This window comes from Psychrobacter sp. Ps1 (assembly GCF_022129425.1).
Taxonomy (GTDB): Bacteria; Pseudomonadota; Gammaproteobacteria; order Pseudomonadales; family Moraxellaceae; genus Psychrobacter.
In genome coordinates, this window is sequence record NZ_JADQAN010000015.1 from 58,002 (window position 1) to 80,373 (window position 22,372).

12 protein-coding genes are annotated in these 22,372 nt (G+C 44.6%); 6 read left to right on the top strand and 6 right to left on the bottom strand.

The window, feature by feature from the left end:
- Positions 1 to 61 precede the first annotated feature (61 nt).
- Both dnaE and ggt read right to left on the bottom strand, forming a co-directional pair.
- Complete coding sequence (gene dnaE / locus I3249_RS09130; RefSeq protein WP_238069662.1) at positions 62 to 3,781, bottom strand: DNA polymerase III subunit alpha; 3,720 nt, start codon at positions 3,779 to 3,781, stop codon at positions 62 to 64.
- Between the two features lie 295 nt (positions 3,782 to 4,076).
- The gene (gene ggt / locus I3249_RS09135) at positions 4,077 to 6,026 is read right to left on the bottom strand and encodes a gamma-glutamyltransferase (RefSeq protein WP_238069665.1); all 1,950 of its coding nucleotides are present in this window, start codon (positions 6,024 to 6,026) and stop codon (positions 4,077 to 4,079) included.
- A 339-nt stretch (positions 6,027 to 6,365) separates the two neighbouring features.
- On the opposite strand from ggt, the gene I3249_RS09140 reads away from it, so the two are divergent.
- Positions 6,366 to 8,558 carry a hypothetical protein gene (locus I3249_RS09140; RefSeq protein ID WP_238069667.1) on the top strand — a complete coding sequence of 731 codons (2,193 nt, stop codon included), beginning with the start codon at positions 6,366 to 6,368 and terminating at the stop codon, positions 8,556 to 8,558.
- Between the two features lie 55 nt (positions 8,559 to 8,613).
- Positions 8,614 to 10,200: a hypothetical protein gene (locus I3249_RS09145; RefSeq protein ID WP_238069669.1), complete on the top strand. Its 1,587-nt coding sequence runs from the start codon at positions 8,614 to 8,616 to the stop codon at positions 10,198 to 10,200.
- 148 nt (positions 10,201 to 10,348) lie between these two features.
- On the opposite strand, the gene I3249_RS09150 is transcribed toward I3249_RS09145, so the two are convergent.
- On the bottom strand, positions 10,349 to 10,861 hold the full coding sequence (locus I3249_RS09150; protein ID WP_238069671.1) for a Spy/CpxP family protein refolding chaperone: 513 nt from the start codon (positions 10,859 to 10,861) through the stop codon (positions 10,349 to 10,351).
- Positions 10,862 to 11,229: 368 nt separating this feature from the next.
- Here I3249_RS09150 and I3249_RS09155 point away from each other — a divergent pair, with 368 nt between their 5' ends.
- From I3249_RS09155 to I3249_RS09165, 3 genes are all read left to right on the top strand, one after another.
- Positions 11,230 to 11,916 (top strand): response regulator transcription factor, encoded by a 687-nt coding sequence (locus tag I3249_RS09155; protein WP_102090591.1) that lies wholly within the window; start codon positions 11,230 to 11,232, stop codon positions 11,914 to 11,916.
- A gap of 14 nt (positions 11,917 to 11,930) precedes the next feature.
- Positions 11,931 to 13,568 carry an ATP-binding protein gene (locus I3249_RS09160; RefSeq protein ID WP_238069673.1) on the top strand — a complete coding sequence of 546 codons (1,638 nt, stop codon included), beginning with the start codon at positions 11,931 to 11,933 and terminating at the stop codon, positions 13,566 to 13,568.
- A 428-nt stretch (positions 13,569 to 13,996) separates the two neighbouring features.
- A complete protein-coding gene (locus I3249_RS09165) occupies positions 13,997 to 18,616 on the top strand; it encodes a YadA-like family protein (RefSeq protein ID WP_238069675.1) in 4,620 nt (1,539 codons plus the stop codon).
- A 268-nt stretch (positions 18,617 to 18,884) separates the two neighbouring features.
- Here I3249_RS09165 and maiA read toward each other — a convergent pair whose 3' ends face one another.
- Positions 18,885 to 19,535: a maleylacetoacetate isomerase gene (maiA, locus tag I3249_RS09170; RefSeq protein WP_238069689.1), complete on the bottom strand. Its 651-nt coding sequence runs from the start codon at positions 19,533 to 19,535 to the stop codon at positions 18,885 to 18,887.
- Between the two features lie 161 nt (positions 19,536 to 19,696).
- Between maiA and I3249_RS09175 the strand changes: the two genes are divergently transcribed.
- Positions 19,697 to 20,554, top strand: a complete 858-nt coding sequence (locus tag I3249_RS09175; protein WP_238069676.1) for an IclR family transcriptional regulator — start codon at positions 19,697 to 19,699, stop codon at positions 20,552 to 20,554.
- Between the two features lie 45 nt (positions 20,555 to 20,599).
- Here I3249_RS09175 and I3249_RS09180 read toward each other — a convergent pair whose 3' ends face one another.
- Together I3249_RS09180 and I3249_RS09185 are read right to left on the bottom strand one after the other, a co-directional pair.
- Positions 20,600 to 21,652 (bottom strand): TRAP transporter substrate-binding protein, encoded by a 1,053-nt coding sequence (locus I3249_RS09180; protein WP_238069678.1) that lies wholly within the window; start codon positions 21,650 to 21,652, stop codon positions 20,600 to 20,602.
- Positions 21,653 to 21,789: 137 nt separating this feature from the next.
- Positions 21,790 to 22,365, bottom strand: coding sequence for a VOC family protein (locus tag I3249_RS09185; RefSeq protein WP_238069679.1), 576 nt, complete (start codon positions 22,363 to 22,365; stop codon positions 21,790 to 21,792).
- Positions 22,366 to 22,372 lie beyond the last annotated feature (7 nt).

Sequence of the window (22,372 nt, forward strand, 5' to 3'; positions counted from 1 at the left end):
AATTTATAAAAGTTAAAGCAATAAGATTACTATAATGAATTTTTAAAACGTAATGTACGTCTTAGCTGTAATGGAAATGTAAGTTCTCTTCACTGACCAAAGTCTTTAATGTCTGCAAGTTATCGTCATTTGGGTAAACGCGCCAGTGCTCAGACAGTCCAACATTTGCGATGCCATAGACTTCATAAATGCTTAGTCCAAGTGGCAGACAATTATCATTGATAGAAGCGTCAGTATTACTCAGGGCGTTATTGGCATAACTGGCTGGCATACCGTTTTGATTGGCCGCATCATGGTTCATGTCGCTCTCTAATGCCAATAAATCATTGCCATTTTCATCATACAAGCTACCACCCATTGCAGGATCGTAGACATTGTTACCGCTGCTACCTTGCTCGTCTTGCTCTTGGTTATAAGCCAGACGCGGCTCGGGAATAATGTCAGCTTGGGCTGATTTAAGTAGTGGTTGCAAGCGTGTGAGCAGATTAATATCACTACCGTGAACTTTGATACTGATTTTTTTGAGCCAACGTAGTCTGGCATCTACCATGCTCATGGCACTATCAAGACGTGCGAACAAACGTCCATCACGCTCACGGATGCTGCCTTTGATGATGACGACTTCATCGATTTTCAACTGCTCTTTGACACGGTTAAAACGCTCAGCGTAGCAGCTGACCTCGAGTCTCGATGTACCATCATCCAAAGTAATCACGTTGCGATTACCAAAGTTGGCAATATCTATAATAAGTCCTGAAAAATAGCAGCTGCCGTTATAGCCAGTATCAGTTAATTTGTCGAGACGCGCACCAGAGGTATAGCGTTTGAGCTCATCCAAATACTCATTGATTGGATGTCCCGTTAAGTACAGCCCCAAGGTGTTCTTTTCAGCTTTTAGACGGTGTTTGTCACCCCAGATGAGTTCTGGCGTCATGACTAACGGCGGCGCTGCGACCACACCATCCATTTCACCAAACAAATCCATCATGCCTATTTCACGGTTCTGGCGGTCTTGTTCAGCAGCCTGTACGGCGCTTGGCAACTGACTCATTAAGGCACCGCGAATCTCGTACGCTTCATCGGCTGGCAAGTCAGGTCGCAAGGTTGCGGCAAAGTCGTCAAAACAGCCCGCACTGACCAATGCTTCAAGCGTGCGTTTATTGACTTTTTTGATATCGACACGGCGGCAGAAGTCATACAAGTCTTTAAAAGGACCTTCGCGGCGGCGTGCATCTACGATAGACTCTACTGCGCCTTCACCCACGCCTTTAATTGCGCCAAGACCATAGATGATATTGGTCGGAGTATCGGCAACGAAATGCCACTCACTACGATTGACCGAAGGATTGACTACGGTTAACCCAAAGTTTTCACGGCAGTCATTGATAAAGAACACGACGTTGTCGGTGTTGTTCATATCTGAAGTTAAGACCGCTGCCATAAATTCGGCAGGGTAGTATTGTTTTAGATAGGCTGTTTGATAAGCCAATACCCCGTAAGCCGCAGAATGCGAGCGGTTAAAACCGTAACCTGCGAATTTTTCCATCAAGTCAAATACGCCACCTGACGTGACTTCATCGATACCTTGTGAGGTGGCACCCGTGACAAAAATATCGCGCTGCTTGGCCATCTCTTCAGGTTTCTTTTTACCCATCGCACGGCGTAGCATATCAGCACCGCCCAAACTATAGCCTGCCATCACCTGTGAGATTTGCATCACCTGTTCTTGATAGACAATAACGCCATTGGTGTTTTCTAAAATCGGCTCAAGATTGGGATGGTCATAAATGACTTCCTCGCGACCATGCTTACGGTCGATATACATCTCTACCATGCCTGCATCGAGTGGGCCGGGACGATACAGCGCACACATAGCGATGACATCCTCGATATTGGTCGGTTGCAGTTTGGCCAGATATTTTTTCATGCCCATACTTTCTAGCTGAAAGACCGCCGTGGTTTTGGCATCTTGCAGCAGTTTATAGGCTTTGCTGTCATCTAACGGCAAATCTTCCAAAACTAAAGCAGGTACGTTTTCTTTTGCACGGCGCAAATTGATGTTTTCAACTGCCGCATTGATAACGGTTAAGTTACGTAGACCCAAAAAGTCAAACTTCACCAAACCAACAGCTTCTACATCGTCTTTATCAAACTGGCTGACGCGGTGACCTTCATCATCACAGTAAATGGCACTAAAGTCAGTGATCTTGTGCGGAGCAATCAATACGCCACCAGCATGTTTACCGACATTTCGGCAGACGCCTTCCAGCTTAATCGCCATCTCCCAAATCTCAATGGCATCTTCATAATCCATATTATCAGGATTAGAGATCAAGTCTTTGAGTTGTGGCTCTTGTTCAAGCGCTTGGCTCAGTGTGATGCCAGGCGTTTTTGGAATCAGCTTGGATATTTTATTGGCTAAAAAGTACGATTTGCTTTGTACGCGTGCCACATCACGCACAACCGCTTTTGCGGCCATAGTACCAAAGGTAATAATCTGCGATACGGCATCACGACCATAGGTTTGCGCGACATAATCAATGACGCGGTCACGACCTTCGATACAAAAGTCGATATCGAAATCGGGCATCGATACACGCTCAGGGTTCAAGAAGCGCTCGAATAGTAGATCGTAATGAATCGGGTCAAGGTCGGTAATGTTTAATGCGTATGCGACCAAGGAGCCTGCACCAGAACCACGTCCAGGGCCTACTGGCACACCATTGGCTTTTGCCCAGCGGATAAAGTCCATGACGATTAGGAAGTAACCGGGGAAGCCCATGGATAGAATAATATCTAACTCATATGCAAGGCGTTCATCGTATCTCTGACGGAAATCGCTCCAATTGTCCGTACGTGCTTCGACAGGAAACAGCTTATCTAAGCGCTGCTCAAGACCGCGTTGTGACTCGGCACGGAAAAACGATTCAATCGTCTCGCCTTCAGGCACAGGAAAATCAGGTAGGACGTTAATACCAAGCGTTAAAGTTACATTGCAGCGTGTAGCGAGGCGTAAAGTGTTATCAATGACCTGCGGAATATCAGCAAATAATTGCTCCATCTGAGCTTGTGTTTTTAGATACTGCTCATCCGAGTAAGTCTGCGGACGGTTTGGATCAGCAAGGACATAAGAGCCTGCAATACAGACGCGAGCTTCATGAGCATCAAAATCATCTTGCTCTAAGAAACGCACGTCATTATGCGCAATGATAGGGATGTTGTGTTTGGCACCTGAATGGATGGCTGCTCTAATAAAAGCATCTTCGCCTGAACGATTAGTACGCTTGATCGCAAAGTACAAACGATCGTCAAACTGTGCCTGCCACTCAGTAAGTAGTTCATCGGCCTTTTCTGGCATCGAGCCGACCAATGCTTGACCCACGTCTGACTTTTCTGTGAGCAGTACAATCACACCTGCTGCATGCTCTAATATATGACTGCGCTTAATAACCGGCGTGCCATGATTGATAGGATCAGCACGACCTTCGGTAAACCCAAGAGATACGATACGAGTAATGTTTTGATACCCTTCGTTATTCATCGCAAGTAAGGTAAGGCGTGTGTCTTCATTATCCATGATGACTTCACTGCCAATGATAGGCTTGATACCAGCACCTAAACAGGCACGATAAAACTTCACCGTAGCATATAAATTGGACAAATCGGTCAATGCCAACGCGCGCTGGTTATCAGCCGCAGCAGCTTTTACCAGCGGTTTAATACGCACGATAGAATCGGTGATGGAATATTCGCTGTGAATGCCAAGGTGTACAAATGCCATAGAAGACTCTTACTGGTACGATCAAAGAAATAAGCTACCGATAAAATAATTGATTATTATCAATCAATTATGCTGATATCTAGTGGCCGACAAGACCTCGATAGCTATATTGATACGTTTTAAATGGGGTCGTCAATAATAGCATTATTTGCCGCAGACAGCCACAGGTTCAAAGGGTTTAATCTGCGTAAGTTGAGTCATTACGTCATAAAAACTCAGTGATAGGCAACATCAAAAAGCCCCCAATACAACGAGGTATAGAGGGCTATGTAATTGATAATTAAAGTCAGTTTGTTTAATAACCAACCACCGCTGCATCGACAATACGTGGATCAGACGATCCATAAACACCGTTTGGTGTGAGCATGATCGATTGTGTAGATCCCATCGCAGATTTTGGACTGACCGTATGACCCATCGATTCGAGCTTTTTCACGGTATCTATATTCAGTGCTTTTTCAACTCGAATCTCATCAGGTAGCCATTGATCGTGGATACGCGGCGCATGTGTTGCCTCAGCGATATTCATATCATGGTCGATGACGTTGGAGATAATTTGAGTGACAGTCGTGATGATGCGGCTACCACCTGGACTACCAGTAACGATATAAGGTTTGCTGTCTTTGAATACGAGTGTCGGACTCATAGAGGACAGTGGACGCTTATTGGCCTCCACCGCATTGGCGTCGCCACCAAGTAAGCCGTAGCCATTTGGTACGCCCGGTTTGGCAGAGAAATCATCCATTTCATTGTTGAGCAAAATGCCTGTGCCATCCGCAACGAGACCAGTACCATAAGAGAAGTTCAACGTATAGGTGTTGGCTATCGCATTGCCATCTTTATCAACGATAGAGAAATGCGTAGTCTGATCACTCTCGTACGGCAGAGGATTGTTTGCTTTGATAGTGGCTGCTGGCGTGGCTTTATTGGGATCAATCAACGTACGCAGTTTATCTGCGTAGGCTTGTGACGTTAAGCCGCTGGCAGGTACATCGATAAAGTCGGCATCTCCCAGATACTCAGCTCGATCTGCATACGCCAACTGCATCGCTTCCGCCATTAGATGAATAGTCTGTGCGCTGTTTTGTCCATAGTCTTTGAGCGGATAGCCTTCTAAGATATTTAAAATCTGCACGATATGAATACCGCCAGAGGAAGGCGGTGGCATAGAGACAATCTCATAGCCACGATAGTCGCCTTTGACAGGTTCGCGAGCGATGGCTTGATAATTGGCCAAATCCTGCAGGCTCATGCTGCCGCCTGCTTCATTGACTGCTTTGACCAGTTTTTGAGCGGTCTCACCCTTATAAAACCCATCGGTACCCTGTATCGCAATCCGCTTTAGCGAACGCGCAAGCTCAGGCTGCTTTAAACGTTCGCCCGGCTGATAAGCGCTGCCATCAGGCTTAAAAAACACTTTTTTGGTACTTGGCCATTTTTGCAAGCGATCACTCAACGCCGTGAGTGACTCGGACAAGCCAGCGGTGACTTCTATGCCGTCTTCAGCCAGTGCAATCGCTGGTGCCATAACTTGCTCGCGGCTCATCGTACCATGCTCTTCTAATGCTTTTAGTAGTCCTGCTACTGTCCCTGGCACGCCAATGGCCAAGCCATGATAGCGAGATAAGTCGCTGACAGCATTGCCTTCTTTATCAAGGTACATATCGCGTGAGGCGCTACTCGGTGCTTTTTCACGGTAATCAAGCGCCACCGTTTTGCCTTGTTTGGCATCATAAATCATCATAAAACCGCCGCCACCGATATTACCTGCGCGCGGCAAGGTTACTGCTAGGGCGAAACCTACTGCAACGCCAGCATCTACCGCATTACCGCCGTCCTTTAAAATCTGTAAACCGATATCAGAGGCAAGCGCTTCTTGGGTAGCGACCATGCCGTTTTTTGCCCAAACTGGATGATGAATGGCGTCTTCAGAATAGATGGCTTGGTCACTATTAGTATTGTTCGATGTGGTGTTAAGGGTATTGGCCTTCGCTCGCGTGATGCGCTTGGTTTCAGAGAGTACCGTTGGACTATCAGCCATGATAGCCAAGTTTATGGCACTGGTATTGATTGATGTATTGTTGACTGTCGCATTACTTACTGAGGTCGTTGACTCTACAGCCTGTGCGGATATAGATAGCAGTAGCGTACTGGTAATGAGCACGGCGCTAGATTTGAGTAAGGTATTAGTTTTCGGTTTACGCTGCTGAGCGGTTCGATGGTGGCGAGATAATAACTGTGACATCGCAAAGTCCTTTTTACGCGAGTGGAAAGAATAGAGCTAGGAAATAGATAAGCCTAAATAGTAACGAAAATATGAAATAGTAGAAAGTTGTTTATTATCTTTTGTGGTGTACGCTTTTATAGCGCTTAGCTGTATCAGCTACATTTCAAATAAATGAGGCTAATTTTCAAGTAAATGAAGCTACTGATAAGACAGCAGTTATACAGAGAAAATTATTTATGAATGAAGAAATCCTTTAAAAATATTCGCTAATATTACTAAATTGTAACGTCTTGTGATATAAATAACGGTACCACTATACACTCATTATCGACTGTCTATTCATACAAAGAGATTACTATGTCATCACACCATATTAATAACCGCAATCGACAGCGCTACTCTGAGACTGCGCCTGCTTATTTATCTAACACTGATCATAAAAACTATAATGGTAAAAATAATAACGGTCATCTATATCCAGCCGGTAAATTGACTTCTATCGCCTTGATGGTTGGTAGTGCTTCACTTGTACTCGCAGGTTGCCAATCAACTGCAGCCAGCTCATCTTCCAATCTGTCGTCGAATAGCAGCGCTTCTAGTACCATGATGGACTTTAGTGTTGCAGATACCGCGCAGAGCCAACGTCAGGGTCAAGCCTTTACTGCCAGTCAAAACGCTCAGGCCGCGCGTTATGAGCAGCTGTTTGATCAAGAGAAGTATCCAAATACCGAAAACCAAGCCAAATCACACTTGCTTGCAGCCATTCGTCAACACTTGGCGACCGAGCATGTCGCAGTCGCTACAGCCAACTATCGCTCAGCACCATTCATTGACCCAGATAGTATCGATGCAGGATCGAGTAGCTTGCTCAGAACGATTATAGAAACCTATGCGTATCAGCCTGAGGGTATATATGATAGTAGCGATGATGAGGCGCAAGCTGAGGCTAGAGCAGAATTAGCAGCGGTAGGTGTAGGGTCGAATAAATGCAATGAAAACGAAGATGATGACGCTTATGAAGTCTGTGTGGTAGAGGGTATTAACTACGATTATGGTGATGCAAAAGATTCGATAGAATCCGACTATCCTAGTGACTATGATAAGTCTAGAGCAGACGCTGACGCAGAGAGAAGAGCGATTGCTGCTATATTGGCTGAAGCAGGGGAGAATGAGCCTACGAGCAGTGATACCAACAGCGATAACGAGTATGCCTACGATACAGCAGATGACTATAGCAGCGCTGATTACAGTAGTGAGGACTATGATAGTTATGATGAATACAGCAGCAGTGCTGAAGGTATGCTCTCAGGGATGTCAGGTTTAAGTCCCAAGTCAATGGCTGCAAAGTATGAAGCCATGCAAATGGCAAAACAGCAAGCTAAGACAAAGACGGTAAATCGTGGCAGCCTACCAATGTCATCTACAGGTATGATTGGCAATATACTTGATATGTTCCACCGCACTCCTGAGCAAATAGCTGCATCCAATGCTTATCAGTATGAGCATTTAACGTTCAATAGTGTCAGTCAATACCGTCCCAAGCAGCGCCAACTACAAAGTGTCTATAGCTACGACTACGCCACCCCCACGATTAGCTCATCGATACAGATACCGTTAGCATTTGATTTTAATAACAGCAGTGTCGTAGTAGATCCATCGGCCATCATGCCGATTGTTGCACTTGTTAACCCTGAGAATACGCCACTACCAGCACAGATGACCTCGCACACGGTGAGCTTTGGTTTGCCTGAAAGTGTCACGGCACAGTTGCCACCAGCGGTGCTCTACGATGCGGTGCTCAATGCGATACAGAGCAGCATGGCTGAGCTGGCGCCTGAGCATTTTAGCGCAGTAGATATCAGTGGTGACGCGTTTGCCAAAGAAGTCGGTGCGACTCGTGCAGTCAAAGTCTATTTTGGTAGTCAGCAAAGCGGTGAAATAATTGGCAAGACGCTCAAATATGTAACGAAGTCACTGCAAGAATACGTAGATGCCAATCCAGATAAATATCCTGATGGTGCCGCACTAAAGACAGCACTTGCTAAAGCGCAATTATACAATAAAGGCTATCAAAGCGCGGATGTCGGTTCGCTATTGCAGCTGATCGAAGCTATCGGTCCTATCTCGTTTAATCAAATCAACTACTATTACTTAGACAGCTCAGATCGACTGCTGGCCAAGCAGCAACGTGTCAATATCGGTGGTGATTTGATGGGGTCGACCACAACCATGCTAAACCAAGTACGTTACGATAAAGCCAGCTTCAACCGTCATGCCTTGACACCATTGCTCGCTGAGTCTTTTGGTCCAGATACTACGCCTCCTATCGATGGCAATGCATGGATAGCTACGCAGCGCGAGAAAAAAGACAGATTACAAACAGCCCGCTATGCACGCTACGACTATCAAGATAGCGGTGTCGAAGGTGCTTATAACAGCGATGAATATGGCAGCGATGAGTACGGTAACGATAATGGCAATGACAATGGCACAGACGCTGTCGATGAGAGCCGAGTTGACGATGCTCAAGATGATATGAATGAAAAATAGAAGTCAAATGACATTATCTCATTGCATTTACGCTCATATCTATTAAGGATAAAAAATGAAAACAGTACATCACACCATTGCACAACGTCTACCATTTAAGACTAAAAACAATCTGCTAGTCACCAGCGCATTTTTGACAGGGGCGCTGTTGTTAACAGGTTGCCAGTCTACCAGTTTGGGCCAGTCCAACACGGTGGCTGTAAAACAAGCACCTAGCATTGCCAAAAAAACACTAGAAACAGCACTACAAAAACAGCGTCGTCAGTCCTTTAGCTATCATAGCAATCTTGAGATTGGTAATAACCAACAATTTACAGATGCCGATACTAATACTAAGAAAATGGCGGCATCAGACTATGTAGATGAACACTGCGAAGAGGCGCATGACCAAGCGTACGCCGCTCTAATCCTGCAAGCCGAACAGCAAAACAAAGATGTTTTAGTGGTAGATTATGATACTAAGCGTGACAGAATAAGGCAGTCGTATTTTGAGTGCGTAGATGCCTATCATGCATGGGATGACCATCAATACGATAGCGATGTAAAAGTAGCACCAGATTATCAAGCGCTATTTGATAATTATGAGGATAAACAAAGACCGTTAGATAGGAAGAAAGCACAGTTATTAGAGGAGTATCTACTAAAGCCGCTTTCTATCGACTCTCAAGGGATCTATCAACCGATGGCAGGCAAGGCTACGATGCTCGCTAGTGCGCAATATCAAGCACGTAATCATCACAGCAGTATTAACCAGCCTATTTATATGGATCTTAAAAACGGTGATATTTACCTATGGGCAGATAATTTTGCGATTCTAAACTCAGAATTGTTGGACGATAAACTCGGTACAAAATGGCAAAACAAGTGGTTAAAAATAGCCATTGATGATGGTACATTGCCTAAAGGATTTGGTGGTGAAGTCATCAAAAGCCACTTTGCAGCGTTAGATGCGACTTATGATGCGGCTCCTGTCAGCCAGTTTAATTATGTTGCCCCTAACTCACTTGCTTCACTGTCTCCAAAACTGCCTGCGCACCAGTTATCGGCTATGCTACCAAGCGATCAAATCATTCGCCGAGTACAAAGCTTTGGGGATTATCAAGCGTCGCAACAGAAATATATGCAGATTTTCTACGATCGGATCAGTGAAAAATACCCAGAGTTGGTACAAGAACCCGAACCGATGACAGCGTTTGAGTCGATTCAAAATCCAAAGGCATTTACCAGTAAGTCTATTGTACAAAAAATACTGGCTATGATAGAAGATCAAATGAATGAGGAAGCCACGACAGGTGAGGCCGTTGCCAATACAGAAGTACAGGAACTGTACGGGTTTGATAAAAGTGGTCAACTCAAATGGGAGCACTTACGTCGTCAGTTGGACAATACTAGCGAAGCGAATAGTAATAAGGGCATGAGGATAGATGTGTTGCAGCAGTATTCTGCTATCAGCACTAAGGACTTGGCGTTTCCTAACCTACCAAGCAATGTGCAAACGCCGAACACTAGCAATAGCATTGATTTACGAAAGTATGCTCCAGAGCTGCTGCAATATTACCAAGATGGTAATGGCACGGCAGTAGGCAAAATGGTCTTTAACATGTTGCCGATGGTCAGAGAGCGTTTTGGTTCGGTTGAGTAACTGATTAGAGTATTAATGAGTAAATAGAAAGCATTATTAGTTTTTGAACAGGATAATTTTGCATTAAAAAAGCGCACCTATTAACGGCGCGCTTTTTCATTTTATACGTATACAGCTGGGTAAAATAACACTTTTCCGGAGTGGCTTATTACATACCTTGATGCTGTTTGTCATGGCCTTTACGGTCTTTTGAGTGCTTGCGACCTTTTTCTTGTCTCTCTGATTTCATCTGCTCCATCTTTGCACGTTGCTCAGCAGTCAACACTTGAGCGATGGCATGTTGTGTTTGTACACGTTCGATAAAGCGTTGCTTTTCTTTTGCCGCACGTTGATCAGCCAGACGGTTTAAAGCAGCAGTATTCAAAGTGCTGGCATTGGTCAGTGCTTGTATTTGCTGATCCATTTGCGCGCGTTCTGCTTTATGTTCTGCACGGTCAGCAGTGCGATCGCCACGTTTGTTTTGCATGATGGCTTTGATTTGCGCTTGCTGTGTCGCTGTTAGATCCAATTTTGACATTGGGCCTCTCATCGCGCCATCTTTGTGGTTCTTTTGCATTTGTGCAGTTGGCGTTGTATCAGTGGTCGCGTTAACGCTGGTGCAAGCAGTCACGGTAAATATGCTAGACGCTGCTAATACTGAGCCTAATAGTAATTTTTTCATCATAATATCCTTGATTACATTGAGTTTGATTTAATAAACACTAAATTTTTATCTCGCAAGTAGCATTTGTTGAACGTTATCGCTCGTTATGGTCAGCCATCTTAGAAATGCGATACTTGCTGTTGATAGGAGTATATTACGACAGTTAAAGGTTACGAACATTTATGAAGTATTAAGAAAGGTAACGTTTCTGGTGAATTGGCAAGTGCTTGCCTGATAATATGGTTAACTACAGTCTACCGACAATAAAAATGTCACGGCGACAATCTTGCTAACCATATCAAAATGACACTTGTATGCGTACTTATTGCGCCATGAGTACTATAGATTGAGTAAATAGAGATAACTAAAAATTAGAGGAGAGAAGCATGCCAAACATCCTGATAGGCGATGACGACGAAGAGTTGACTCAGTTATTGCAAGAGTACTTAGACAATCACGGCATTCGCTGTGACTGCGTGCATGATGGTGCAGCAGTCATACAACGACTTAAAGCAGTGGCACACGAAGATACGGTTTATGATTTACTCGTACTCGATATTATGATGCCGAAACTGGATGGGTTGAGTGTGCTGCGCCAATTACCAAATATTATCGATATTCCAGTCATTATGTTGACGGCGAAAGGGGAGGAGATTGATCGTATTATTGGTCTAGAGCTTGGGGCCGATGACTATATCACCAAACCTTGTAACCCTCGAGAGCTGCTAGCGCGTATCAATGCAGTGATTAAACGTACCAATACGACCGCATCAGAGCATACTCCGTTGCCAGAGAGTCGTTTGCATCTCGATCAAAACCAACGCGCCTGTCAGATAGATGGGGTAACGCTACAAGTCACTGGTACAGAGTTTGATCTACTTGTTGCCTTACTCAAACAAAAAGGGGAAGTGGTGAGTAAAGCATGGCTGTCAGAAAATATCTTGCAGCGTGAGTTGCAGCCGTTTGACCGTAGCCTTGATGTGCATGTATCTCGCTTACGCAAAAAACTTCAACCTTTCCACGATGAACCAATAAAAGCGGTGCGTGGTAAAGGTTATCAACTGGTGCTGTAATGACGGACATATCGATGAAAGCTTCTGAGCAGACCCTCAAAAAAGCACCTAAGTTTAAGGTGCGCATTACCTTGTTTTGGCGTTTGTTCCTGAGCCTATTATTGACGATTTTAATCACCTCTGTATTGTCTATCGTGGTAGAGCGCTGGCTGGCTGAAAAAGAGCTGACCTCTCGTATGGATGTACAAATCGATAGTCTATTGATAAAGCGTGAAGAGATGGTCGCGGCGCTACGGGCTGGTGATGTAGACTCTGTCAGGCAGATGTATCGTCAAGACCGCCAGCTGATGAATCAAATCAGAGTCTATGATGAGCAGGGCGCTATTATATTCCCGCGTTATCGTGACAAAGACGATCGCGCGCAAGGACAGTTGCAAAGTGGTCGGCGGCTAATGGATCGTGCGATACAACCGTTGCAGCAAATACCACCTAGGCCACCTAGAGTAGAGAATAGCGTTTATGGTCTAGAAGGTCGCAATGCTGACAATAGACTGCGTGAACACGACAATGAAATACCGAAAGATGAGCCGTCTTTTTGGCAAAAATTCCTAAAGCCAAGAACAGCAAGTAGTGCAGCAGTAGCTGATATCGATACTCGTCCTGAACTGGCTGATATGTCTGTTGAATTACCTGATGGTCAGTCAATTATCATACAGTTGCGTCCGCACCTACGTTTTTCGGACGTAGTTGAGCTACAGCACGGTAATTTTCCAATACGTTTGCTATTGATCGTTATCTTTAGTGTATTGGTCTGCATATGGCTCAGTCGTACGCTAACTCAGCGGATTGGCCGTGTACAAAATACCGTACACCGTATGATCGATGGTAATTATCAAGCCAACCCAGAACTGTCCAAGATGGGCGATGATGAGTTGGGGCTACTTGCCAAAGACGTTGCCCATCTCTCGACCAGACTGGTTGACAGTGAGCTGGCACGTAAGCAAATGCTCAGTGATATCTCACATGAGCTGCGTTCGCCACTTGCTCGTCTGGATGTAGCGACTGAGCTGACTCGAGATTTTGCGCCCAATGCTAACCGTTATCTAGACCGTATCGATAAAGAATCCACACGAATGAATGAGCTAATTGAGCAAATCATTCATATTCAATCCCTGCAAATGCAGCAATATACCGTTGATAACTTGGAGAGTGAGGCAGTCGATATATCTGACATTATTAGTAATATCGGAGAAGATGTCTGCTTTGAGTTTCAACATAAAGACGTATATTGGCAATGGCAACCGCATGAAGCCTCAGCGCTAGATAGTTTGGAAGGATTTTGGACAGTTCAAGGTAATGCAGAGCAGTTGTATAGTGCACTTGAAAATGTCATTCGCAATGCTTTTATGCACACGGCAGCGGGTTCGACAGTGATTGCGGAAATCAAAGCAATACAAATGGACAATAAGGCACCAGCTGTTCAAATTAATATAACAGACGAAGGCGGCGGTGTCGCAGACAAAGACTTAGAACGTATTTTTCATCCCTTTGTGCGGCTCGATACTGCTCGGCATCGTGACACTGGCGGCTATGGTCTTGGATTGGCTATTGTTCATGCTGTAGTTATGGCTCATAAAGGATATATCAATGCTCATAATCGGCAAGATGGTATTCAAGGGTTAGTGGTTCAAATAGTGCTACCTAGCAGATAAAAAGATAAATAATGTAGAAACAATTTATGTAACCAACATGCGCTTGTCATGTATTTTTAATGTGTATAAGCGCATATTTAGTAGTAGATAAAAGCTGGCTCTTTTTAAAACCGACGTAATTTATTACAAACAGGCAAAATGAAAAGTATTTATATTCGTTTAAATGAATATAATAGACAAACGGTACCAAAACGCGGATGAACGGTATTGTCTCTCTGTATATATTCGGTAATACTAATATATACAGAGAGTGATAAAGATTATACAAAACAAAACGTCTTATTCCTTAAAGACTATTACAACTATTATTTGAACAAGGTCTCGTTATTATAAGCTTATAACCCGTTTTATTTTGTCACATCGTCTCTCTGACATGGATCTTATCTCTGATTTTTTAAATCTGACAAGTCTGTAAGGGAGTACGCATCATGAACCGCATCTATAAAGTCATCTGGAATGAAGCCTTAAGTTGTTTTACCGCTGTTGGTGAATACGCCAAGGGACGTGGCAAATCTTCCAAATCTAGCGTTAGCTCTAACGCTACCATAAATACAACGTCTAACGCATCATCAATCAATAGATTACGTCTTAGCGCTATCGGAATAGGGTTGATAGCGGCTGGTTTTACGATGTCGCCGCAAGTTTTTGCAGCAACTGGAGTAGGGGGCGGTGTGGAAATTGGTACAGCTAGTAATTGTAGTACAGCTGCATCCGCAGGGAAGACCGATAGTGTCGCAGTGGGTTGTAATTCTGTTGCAGACTTATCATCTGATCCAGCAGTTACTTTTTATCAAAGAAACAACCCTGATAATACGGGTGTTGACACTTCTACAGCTTTTAGCTCTACCGCGATTGGTACTGGGGCAGTAGCAACCGAAGCAGGTACATCATTAGGGATGAATGCTTCGTCAAGTAATTTAGGAATTGCTCTAGGGATTCAATCAAAATCTGAAAATGTGGCAGCGGTTGCAATTGGACCCGCCGCCCTAGCAAAAGGAAATACCTCACTTGCTTTAGGTCGTCAATCTGCAGCGACAGAGGATTTTGCCCAAGCGATTGGTAATGTGTCTTCTGCTACGGGAAAAGGATCTTTAGCGATGGGTCATTCTGCTAGAGCAGAAGGATACCGCTCGATTGCCATTGGTTCTGCTGACATTAACGGTGCAGATGCTACAGGTACTCAGTCTGGTGTGGTATATCAGATAAATGAGCAGACTCTAGCGAAAGGCAAAGACTCGATGGCTTTTGGTAGCGGTGCGCAGAGTTTACTCGAGGACAGTGTCGCTTTAGGATCAAACTCAACTGCCAATGTCGGTGGTAATGTTGGAGGCTATGTACCAACTGGTGTCAATGGAGATGCTATATTAGCCACAAAAAGTACGACTGGTGCTGTAAGCGTGGGTAGAGCTGCCTCTGGAAATGAAGCAGCGGTTCGTCGTCAAATTGTTAATCTAGCCGCGGGTACCAACAATAGTGATGCAGTGAACGTTGCGCAGTTAAAAGGTGGTATCTCAAGTGTCATTGACTTAGGTTTCGACATTACTGCCGACAACGCCTCATTAGCGCCTGGTGAGACTAAAGACAAAGTCAAACTTGGTGAGACGGTCAAATACACCAGTGCAGATGGCAGTATCGTCACTACAGTGGCAGATAACGAAATCGACTTTGCATTGGGCGACAATCTCAGTGTTGGTGGGCCAGGTCTAGACGGTGAAGATGGTGTAGATGGCTTCATCGGTGTGAATGGCGCAGACGGTCAATCTGGCATTGCCCTGAATGGCGCTGATGGCACAATCGGGCTAACGGGTCCAACTGGTGCATCAGGTACCATCGGTGTCATTAATGGCGTACTTGGTGTGAACGGTGTGAACGGTGAGGACGGCATTACACGTATCGTCATTGATGATATCCAAGTTGCCACCATGGAAGATGGTATGAAATTCGCAGGAAACACGGGTGCTACCATTGCTAAGCAGCTCAACGAAACCTTGAACATCGAAGGTACGTTAGCTAACTCTGCTGATGCCTCAGGTGCCAACCTACGTGTTGACAGTGATAACGGTAAGCTAAATCTAATGATGGCTAAGAACCTAACGGATCTTGACAGCATCATGATCAATAACGGTGGTCCGATTATTAGCAGTACGGGTATTGATATGGGTTCCAACGCTGATGAAGAGGATTACCCAACCAACACAATCACGAACCTTGGAAAAGGTGTCAATGGTACTGATGCGGTGAACCTTGATCAGTTGAATGATGTGACAACGGATCTGACTGACTTAGGTTTCGACATTACTGCCGACAACGCCTCATTAGCGCCTGGTGAGACTAAAGACAAAGTCAAACTTGGTGAGACGGTCAAATACACCAGTGCAGATGGCAGTATCGTCACTACAGTGGCAGATAACGAAATCGACTTTGCATTGGGCGACAATCTCAGTGTTGGTGGGCCAGGTCTAGACGGTGAAGATGGTGTAGATGGCTTCATCGGTGTGAATGGCGCAGACGGTCAATCTGGCATTGCCCTGAATGGCGCTGATGGCACAATCGGGCTAACGGGTCCTGCAGGGATAGACGGTGTGAGTCCAACGCTGACCATGCGTCCAGAAATCCAATCTGGCGACGTATTTGATGATGACACAGACGTCACTCGCTTAAGTTACGAAGATGTTGACGGTAACAGTCATACCATAGCGACGTTAGAAGATGATGGTTTACGATTCTCTGGTAATGACAATCCAACTGTTGGTTATGTCACTCGCAACCTAAACAAGGAGATGCAGATTGTTGGTAGTAAAACAGCTATTGGTACATATTCATCAGGCAATATCAATACGATTGCGACACAAGATGGTGGTATTGAGATTCAAATGGCTGATTCACCGAAGTTTGGTGAGGTAGTCATCAATGCTGAAAATACCGGTAAAATCACGGGTCTTGCTGCTGGTGAGGACGATACTGATGCCGTCAATGTCTACCAGCTCAATCAAACCAATTCTACTATCAACCAAGGTCTAGACTTTGGGGGTGACAGTGGTACCGATGTCAACCGTAAACTTGGTCAAAAGCTAACTGTCAAAGGTGGCGATACCATCAATGCTGATCCAGCAACGAAAAACATTAGTGTCACTGCTAATGGTACTGATACCTTGACTATCAGATTGGATAAAGATATTAATCTTGGTAATACAGGCAGCGTTACCACTGGCAATACTCAGGTTAATAATGCAGGCATTACTTTATATAATGGCGATAATAATCAGGTAGCACTGACTAACAATGGTCTGAACAATGGCAACAACAAAATTACTAATGTTGCTGATGGATTGTTGAGCGCTACTAGTAAAGATGCGGTTAACGGTAGTCAGCTGTTTAAGACCAATAACGAAGTCGCTAAAGGTATCAAAATTGGTGACGGCAATAGCGATAATGATCAGCAATTCTCGCTAGGCGATACTATCAATGTCACAGGAGATAACAATCTGACTACTGTCGCTTCTGCGACTGGCGTCCAAGTGAAACTGAATAATCAGTTAGACCTTGGAGATGCTGGCAGTATACAGATAGGTAACAGCATCATGAGTAATGCAGGCTTTACCTTCGTTGGAAATGGCGTGAATAGAATGGTTTCTCAGGTCTCATTGAGTAGCCGTGGTCTAGACAATGGAGGCAACCCCATTCGCAACGTTGGGGAAGGTGTGCTAAATACGGATGCTGTCAATGTTGGGCAGTTAAAAGATGTCGCCATTGCCTTGGATCAAGGTTGGGGCATCACCGCTCAAGGTGATATCGCTACGATGGTAAAACAAGGAGATGCTGTCGACCTTAGCAGTAAAGACGGTAATATCAAGGTATCTAGGAAATCAGTGAGTGATGTCGTTGCTCTTAATGGTAGTCCATCACTACAAGCTGTAGCCATACCTACCAATGCTAATGACATTAGCTTTGATCTGAACCCAGATATTACTTTGAATAGCGTAACCACTGGTAGTACGGTTATGAATGACGATGGACTGACTATTGCAGGTGGCCCAAGCATCACGAAAAGTGGTATTGATGCCGCTAATACCAAAATTACCAACGTTCAAAATGGAGAAGTTTCGGCAGAAAGCCAGGACGCCATAAACGGCGGTCAGCTTTACGCCCAAGGAGCTGGTATCAGTAGTATTATCGGTGGTGACACTGTTTACAATGCCGAAGATGGTACTTTTACCAACAGTGACATTGGTGGAACGGGTGAAAGCAATATTGATGGTGCGATTGCTTCTATCAGACAAGGTACGATTGAAATTAGTGAAAATGTGCAAATTAACACAGAGAGCATTACCACTAATACAACCAATATCGCGACCAATACGACAAATATTGCTACGAATACCAGCAATATCACGACCAATACCACGAATATCAAAACCAATAAAGATAAGCTAGATGCTGGACTCAATTTTGGCGCAGACAGTGGTGCTAATATCAACAAACCAATTGGCGATGATAGTGTCCTAAGCTTCACTGGTGGCAGTAACATCACCACCACAGCAGATGGCAGTAGTATTAAGTTTGATCTAAACGGTAATATCAGCGTTGATAGTGTCACAGTTGGGACAACGGTGATCAATAGTGAAGGCATTAGTATGCAAGATGGACCAAGTATGACGTCTCAAGGTCTATATGCTGGTAACCAACGCATGACTGGTGTCGCCGATGGGGTCGAAGCAACAGACGCCGTCAATTATAGTCAGCTTAGCGCGCTTGATAGTCGACTCAATAACAATATGAGCGATCTTGGCTACAAAATTGACGAAGTAGAAGACGATGCAAACGCAGGTATCTCAGCTGCGATGGCAATGTCGGCAATGCCTCAAGCTTATATCGCAGGTAAGTCATTGATCGGTGGCGGTGTTGGTACCTACAATGGAGAGAGCGCTGTAGCAATTGGTTTCTCTAAATTATCTAATGATGGTCGCTGGGTCATCAAGGTAAATGGTACAGCAGATACTCAAGGTAACGTAGGTGGGGCAGTTGGTGCAGGTTTCCATTTTGATTAACAAAACCTTTCGACTGTAGTTATCGATAGACTATAAAAAAGCAAGACATTGGATGTCTTGCTTTTTTACGGCTTGATAAAGGGTGGTTAACTAGGGTATATCATCAATTAGCACATTAATACATTTAGTGGCCTTAAAATAGCAAGTTTTGTCAAACAACGAGTTCTTCTTTGTTTGGCTACAATTCGTCTTATTTTAGGGTCCGTAATCTAAATTATGACATGCCCTAAGAATATAAGTAGCGTGCTGTTCAAAAAACTGTCTTAAATTAGGCATCACGTTTCGGCGCATCAGGCTGCATCATAGGATCCGCATCTGCGAACGCTTTTAGTGTACGGCAATGAGTATCAATAGCGACGATATTGGGATAAGCGCTCAAATCTACTTTGAAGCGGCGAGCAGAAGAGACTTGCGGAATCAAATAACAATCTGCGAGAGTAGGACTGTCCCCATAGCAGAACTGTCCGCGATTGTTATCCACTGCCAAACGTGTCTCTAAAGCGGCAAAACCTTCATTGATCCAGCGATTGCACCATGCAATCACATCTTTCTTGTCTACTGACAGCTCATTGCGTAGGTACTGTAGGATGCGGCGATTACTAATTGGGTGGATGTCGCAACCAATCATGGCGCTCAGCGCGCGTACCTGCATACGCCCAGCAGCATCGTTAGGTAATAGTGCGTGCTCAGGGTAGACCTCTTCTAACCACTCCAAGATAGCTGGACTTTGGTATAATAATAAATCGTCAGCTTGTAGGACAGGCACCAGTCCTTGCGGATTAATCGCTTTAAAGGCAGACTCTAACTGTTCATCCTGTGCCAGATTGATCGTGATATCCTCGTAATCTAAGCCTTTTAGGTTCATAGCGATACGAGTACGGTAAGACGTGCTACTACGAAAGTAGCCATAAAGTGTCATCATGATTCATGTCCTTATATTGATGTGTTTTTATAAAGATAAATATTATGAAGTAGGGGCTGTATCTTAGTGATATTTGATCGGGTAAACCCTTATTGAACAAACCACTAACAAGCAAACCATCATTAAAAATAACCAAGCACACCAGAATCGAGTAAATCATGCCAGCAGACAAAACCCTTGTAGACAGTTCTATCAGCAGTAAAAACCAAAGTGGGGTTCAGTCGCTTGAGATTGGGCTGTCGATACTCGATGTGCTGATCGACCGCAATGAGCCTATGATGCTAAAGGATGTCGCTGAAGCCATGCAAATGCATCCAGCAAAATCCCATCGTTACTTGGTCAGTCTCATCCGCAAAAACTACGCGCGTAAGCTTGATGATGGGCGCTATGGGCTTGGCGATAGGGTCAATGCATTGGCATCATTAGGACATACGGAACTCAACCGAAACAATCTCTTGGCACGTCTCACGCAAGTGGCTAATGAAATCAAAGATACCTTAAATTGCGGTGTGCAAATCGCCAAATGGTTTAGCGAAGGCCCTATTATTATTCAGTCCGTTGAGCCAGACAGCCCGATTAGTATCATCACTCGTATCGGCTCACGTATGCCGCTGACGACATCGGCCACAGGGCAGTTATTTGCCAGCTATCAACCTGATGCCGTCATTCAACCATTGGTCACAGCTGAGTGGCATACGAGTAATACCGCTGTAGATATGGCCGAGAAATTGCAGCACTTTACCCAGCTACAAGCTAAAATACGTACTCAAGGCTATGCGACAGTGACGGGCGATATGCTTATGGGGATTAACGCCATTACGATACCTGTTATATTGCCGCAGTTTGCCAATAGTGCTACTAAACCATCCATGAGTAGTGTCAAAATTGCTAGTGAAGATCTACCGCTAGAATATGCCATCACTATCATTGGGACGACAGAGCAATTACCTATGAGTGAGCAACATAACGTGGTGGAGCAAATACTAACGATAGCGAGGCGTTATCAAATTGCCTAGCCAGTATGTGGTGCTATAAGCTAGGGTGTGTCTTCAATTCATGCTTTAAACCATACAGGCGCTACTGGCCGCTTTTGCTTTTTTGTATACATTGTCAGCGTCTAGACCAGTCGCATTTACCTCATCAAGGTAATGCTGAGAGCCTTCCATTAATGGGCCTCTCCAATCTGGGTCATTGAGTGGATCAGGAATATCAATCATAATATCGCCTTTTGCTTTGGCGGCGGCCATCGCTTTGGCATTGCTGACGTCAAATACTTTAGAGATATGCGCTGCCAGCTCTGCGCCAGAATTATCATCGATTACTTTTTTGAGGTCATTAGGCAAACTGTTGTATTTCTCTTTGTTCATGCTAATCACAAAGGTGGAATTATAAAAAGGAATATTGGTGTGCGTATTGATCAGCTCATCAAGGCGAAACGCTTGAATGGGTTGCCAAGTAAAGCTGAGCCCATCAATGACACCGCGCTGTAGAGAGGTATAAGTATCACTGGCAGGCATGCCGACAGGTGCAGCACCAGTGGCTTCGATAATGTGGCTAGCAACCGCAGAAGGTTGGCGAATACGCAGACCTTTCATATCAGCTGGCGTGCGAATCAGTTTATCAACCGTATGAAGTGCACCTTGTCCAGTGCCTATCAGCGCTAGCAAGTGAGTGTCTTCGTACTCGTCTTTAATGACACCCTCGTCATATAGTTTATGAAGTATACAGCTCTGCTGCTGTGCAGTATTTGTGATGCCTGGCAACTCTACGATTTGAGTCAAAGGAAAACGTCCTGCTGTATATCCTTGCGCTTGCATACCAATATCTACGCTACCTTTAGCTGTAGCGTCATAGGTAGCACCTGGTTTGCTGAGCGTCGCAGAAGGGTATATCTCAACCTTTAAGCGACCTTTTGAATCTGCTTCAATTTTCTTTGCCCATGGCTCTAACGCTTCGGTGTTTATATTGTCAGTGGCAGTCATGAAATGCGAGAACCGCAATGTTGTCACTTCACCTGCATCTGTAGACGCGCCTCCTGCTTGGTCGTTATTGGAGCAACCAGTCATCGCAATCGAGGCGGCTAAGAATATTCCTAGAGGGGTTCTTATTTTCATCATAGAGTCCTTTCATGATGGTTAGATATGGTTCGCTATTCATTAATACCTAGGGTATGTCGTCAATTAGCACTTTTATAATTAAAGCGATGATTAACTGATCATTTAAAAAGGCAGTAAACAGAATGACAGGAGAGTTACTCACCGACAGGGGCAACTTCGCGTGCTTCAGACAACTCATCACTATGCAAAAACTGTGTATGTGCAGGAGCACGCTTGGTACGAGACCATTCATCTAACATGTCTTGCTTGATGGCATCTGTAATCATCGAGACTTTGTCTTCTGAGGTCGGATCGTCATAGGTCAGCTCGAGGCGATGACCATTGGGATCAAAGAAGTAAATCGAGTGAAAGATGCCGTGATTGGTCACGCCAATGACATCGATGCCTGCATTTTCTAAATGCTCTTTGGCAACAATTAGCTCGTCACGGTCCTTAACCTTTAGCGCTAAGTGCTGCACCCAACTTGGAGTATTAGGATCAAAGCCCATCTCAGGTTGATTGGGTACTTCAAAAAACGCTAAGACATTTCCATTACCAGCGTCCAAAAAGACGTGCATATAAGGGTCAAAGGCTTTGGTCGAAGGCACATGATCTTCTGCGAATGCCAGAATAAAATCCATATTTAGATTCTTTTTATACCATTCGACGGTTTCTTTGGCATCTTTGCAGCGATAAGCCACATGATGGATTTTCTCAATTTGAAAGCTCATATCAAAC

Coding starts and splice junctions, on each gene's coding strand:
- I3249_RS09165 (WP_238069675.1), top strand. CDS start 13,997: ATGAACCGCATCTATAAAGTCATCTGGAATGAAGCCTTAAGTTGTTTT.
- I3249_RS09140 (WP_238069667.1), top strand. CDS start 6,366: ATGTCATCACACCATATTAATAACCGCAATCGACAGCGCTACTCTGAG.
- I3249_RS09155 (WP_102090591.1), top strand. CDS start 11,230: ATGCCAAACATCCTGATAGGCGATGACGACGAAGAGTTGACTCAGTTA.
- I3249_RS09160 (WP_238069673.1), top strand. CDS start 11,931: ATGAAAGCTTCTGAGCAGACCCTCAAAAAAGCACCTAAGTTTAAGGTG.
- I3249_RS09145 (WP_238069669.1), top strand. CDS start 8,614: ATGAAAACAGTACATCACACCATTGCACAACGTCTACCATTTAAGACT.
- I3249_RS09175 (WP_238069676.1), top strand. CDS start 19,697: ATGCCAGCAGACAAAACCCTTGTAGACAGTTCTATCAGCAGTAAAAAC.
- dnaE (WP_238069662.1), bottom strand. CDS start 3,781: ATGGCATTTGTACACCTTGGCATTCACAGCGAATATTCCATCACCGAT.
- I3249_RS09185 (WP_238069679.1), bottom strand. CDS start 22,365: ATGAGCTTTCAAATTGAGAAAATCCATCATGTGGCTTATCGCTGCAAA.
- ggt (WP_238069665.1), bottom strand. CDS start 6,026: ATGTCACAGTTATTATCTCGCCACCATCGAACCGCTCAGCAGCGTAAA.
- maiA (WP_238069689.1), bottom strand. CDS start 19,535: ATGACACTTTATGGCTACTTTCGTAGTAGCACGTCTTACCGTACTCGT.
- I3249_RS09150 (WP_238069671.1), bottom strand. CDS start 10,861: ATGAAAAAATTACTATTAGGCTCAGTATTAGCAGCGTCTAGCATATTT.
- I3249_RS09180 (WP_238069678.1), bottom strand. CDS start 21,652: ATGAAAATAAGAACCCCTCTAGGAATATTCTTAGCCGCCTCGATTGCG.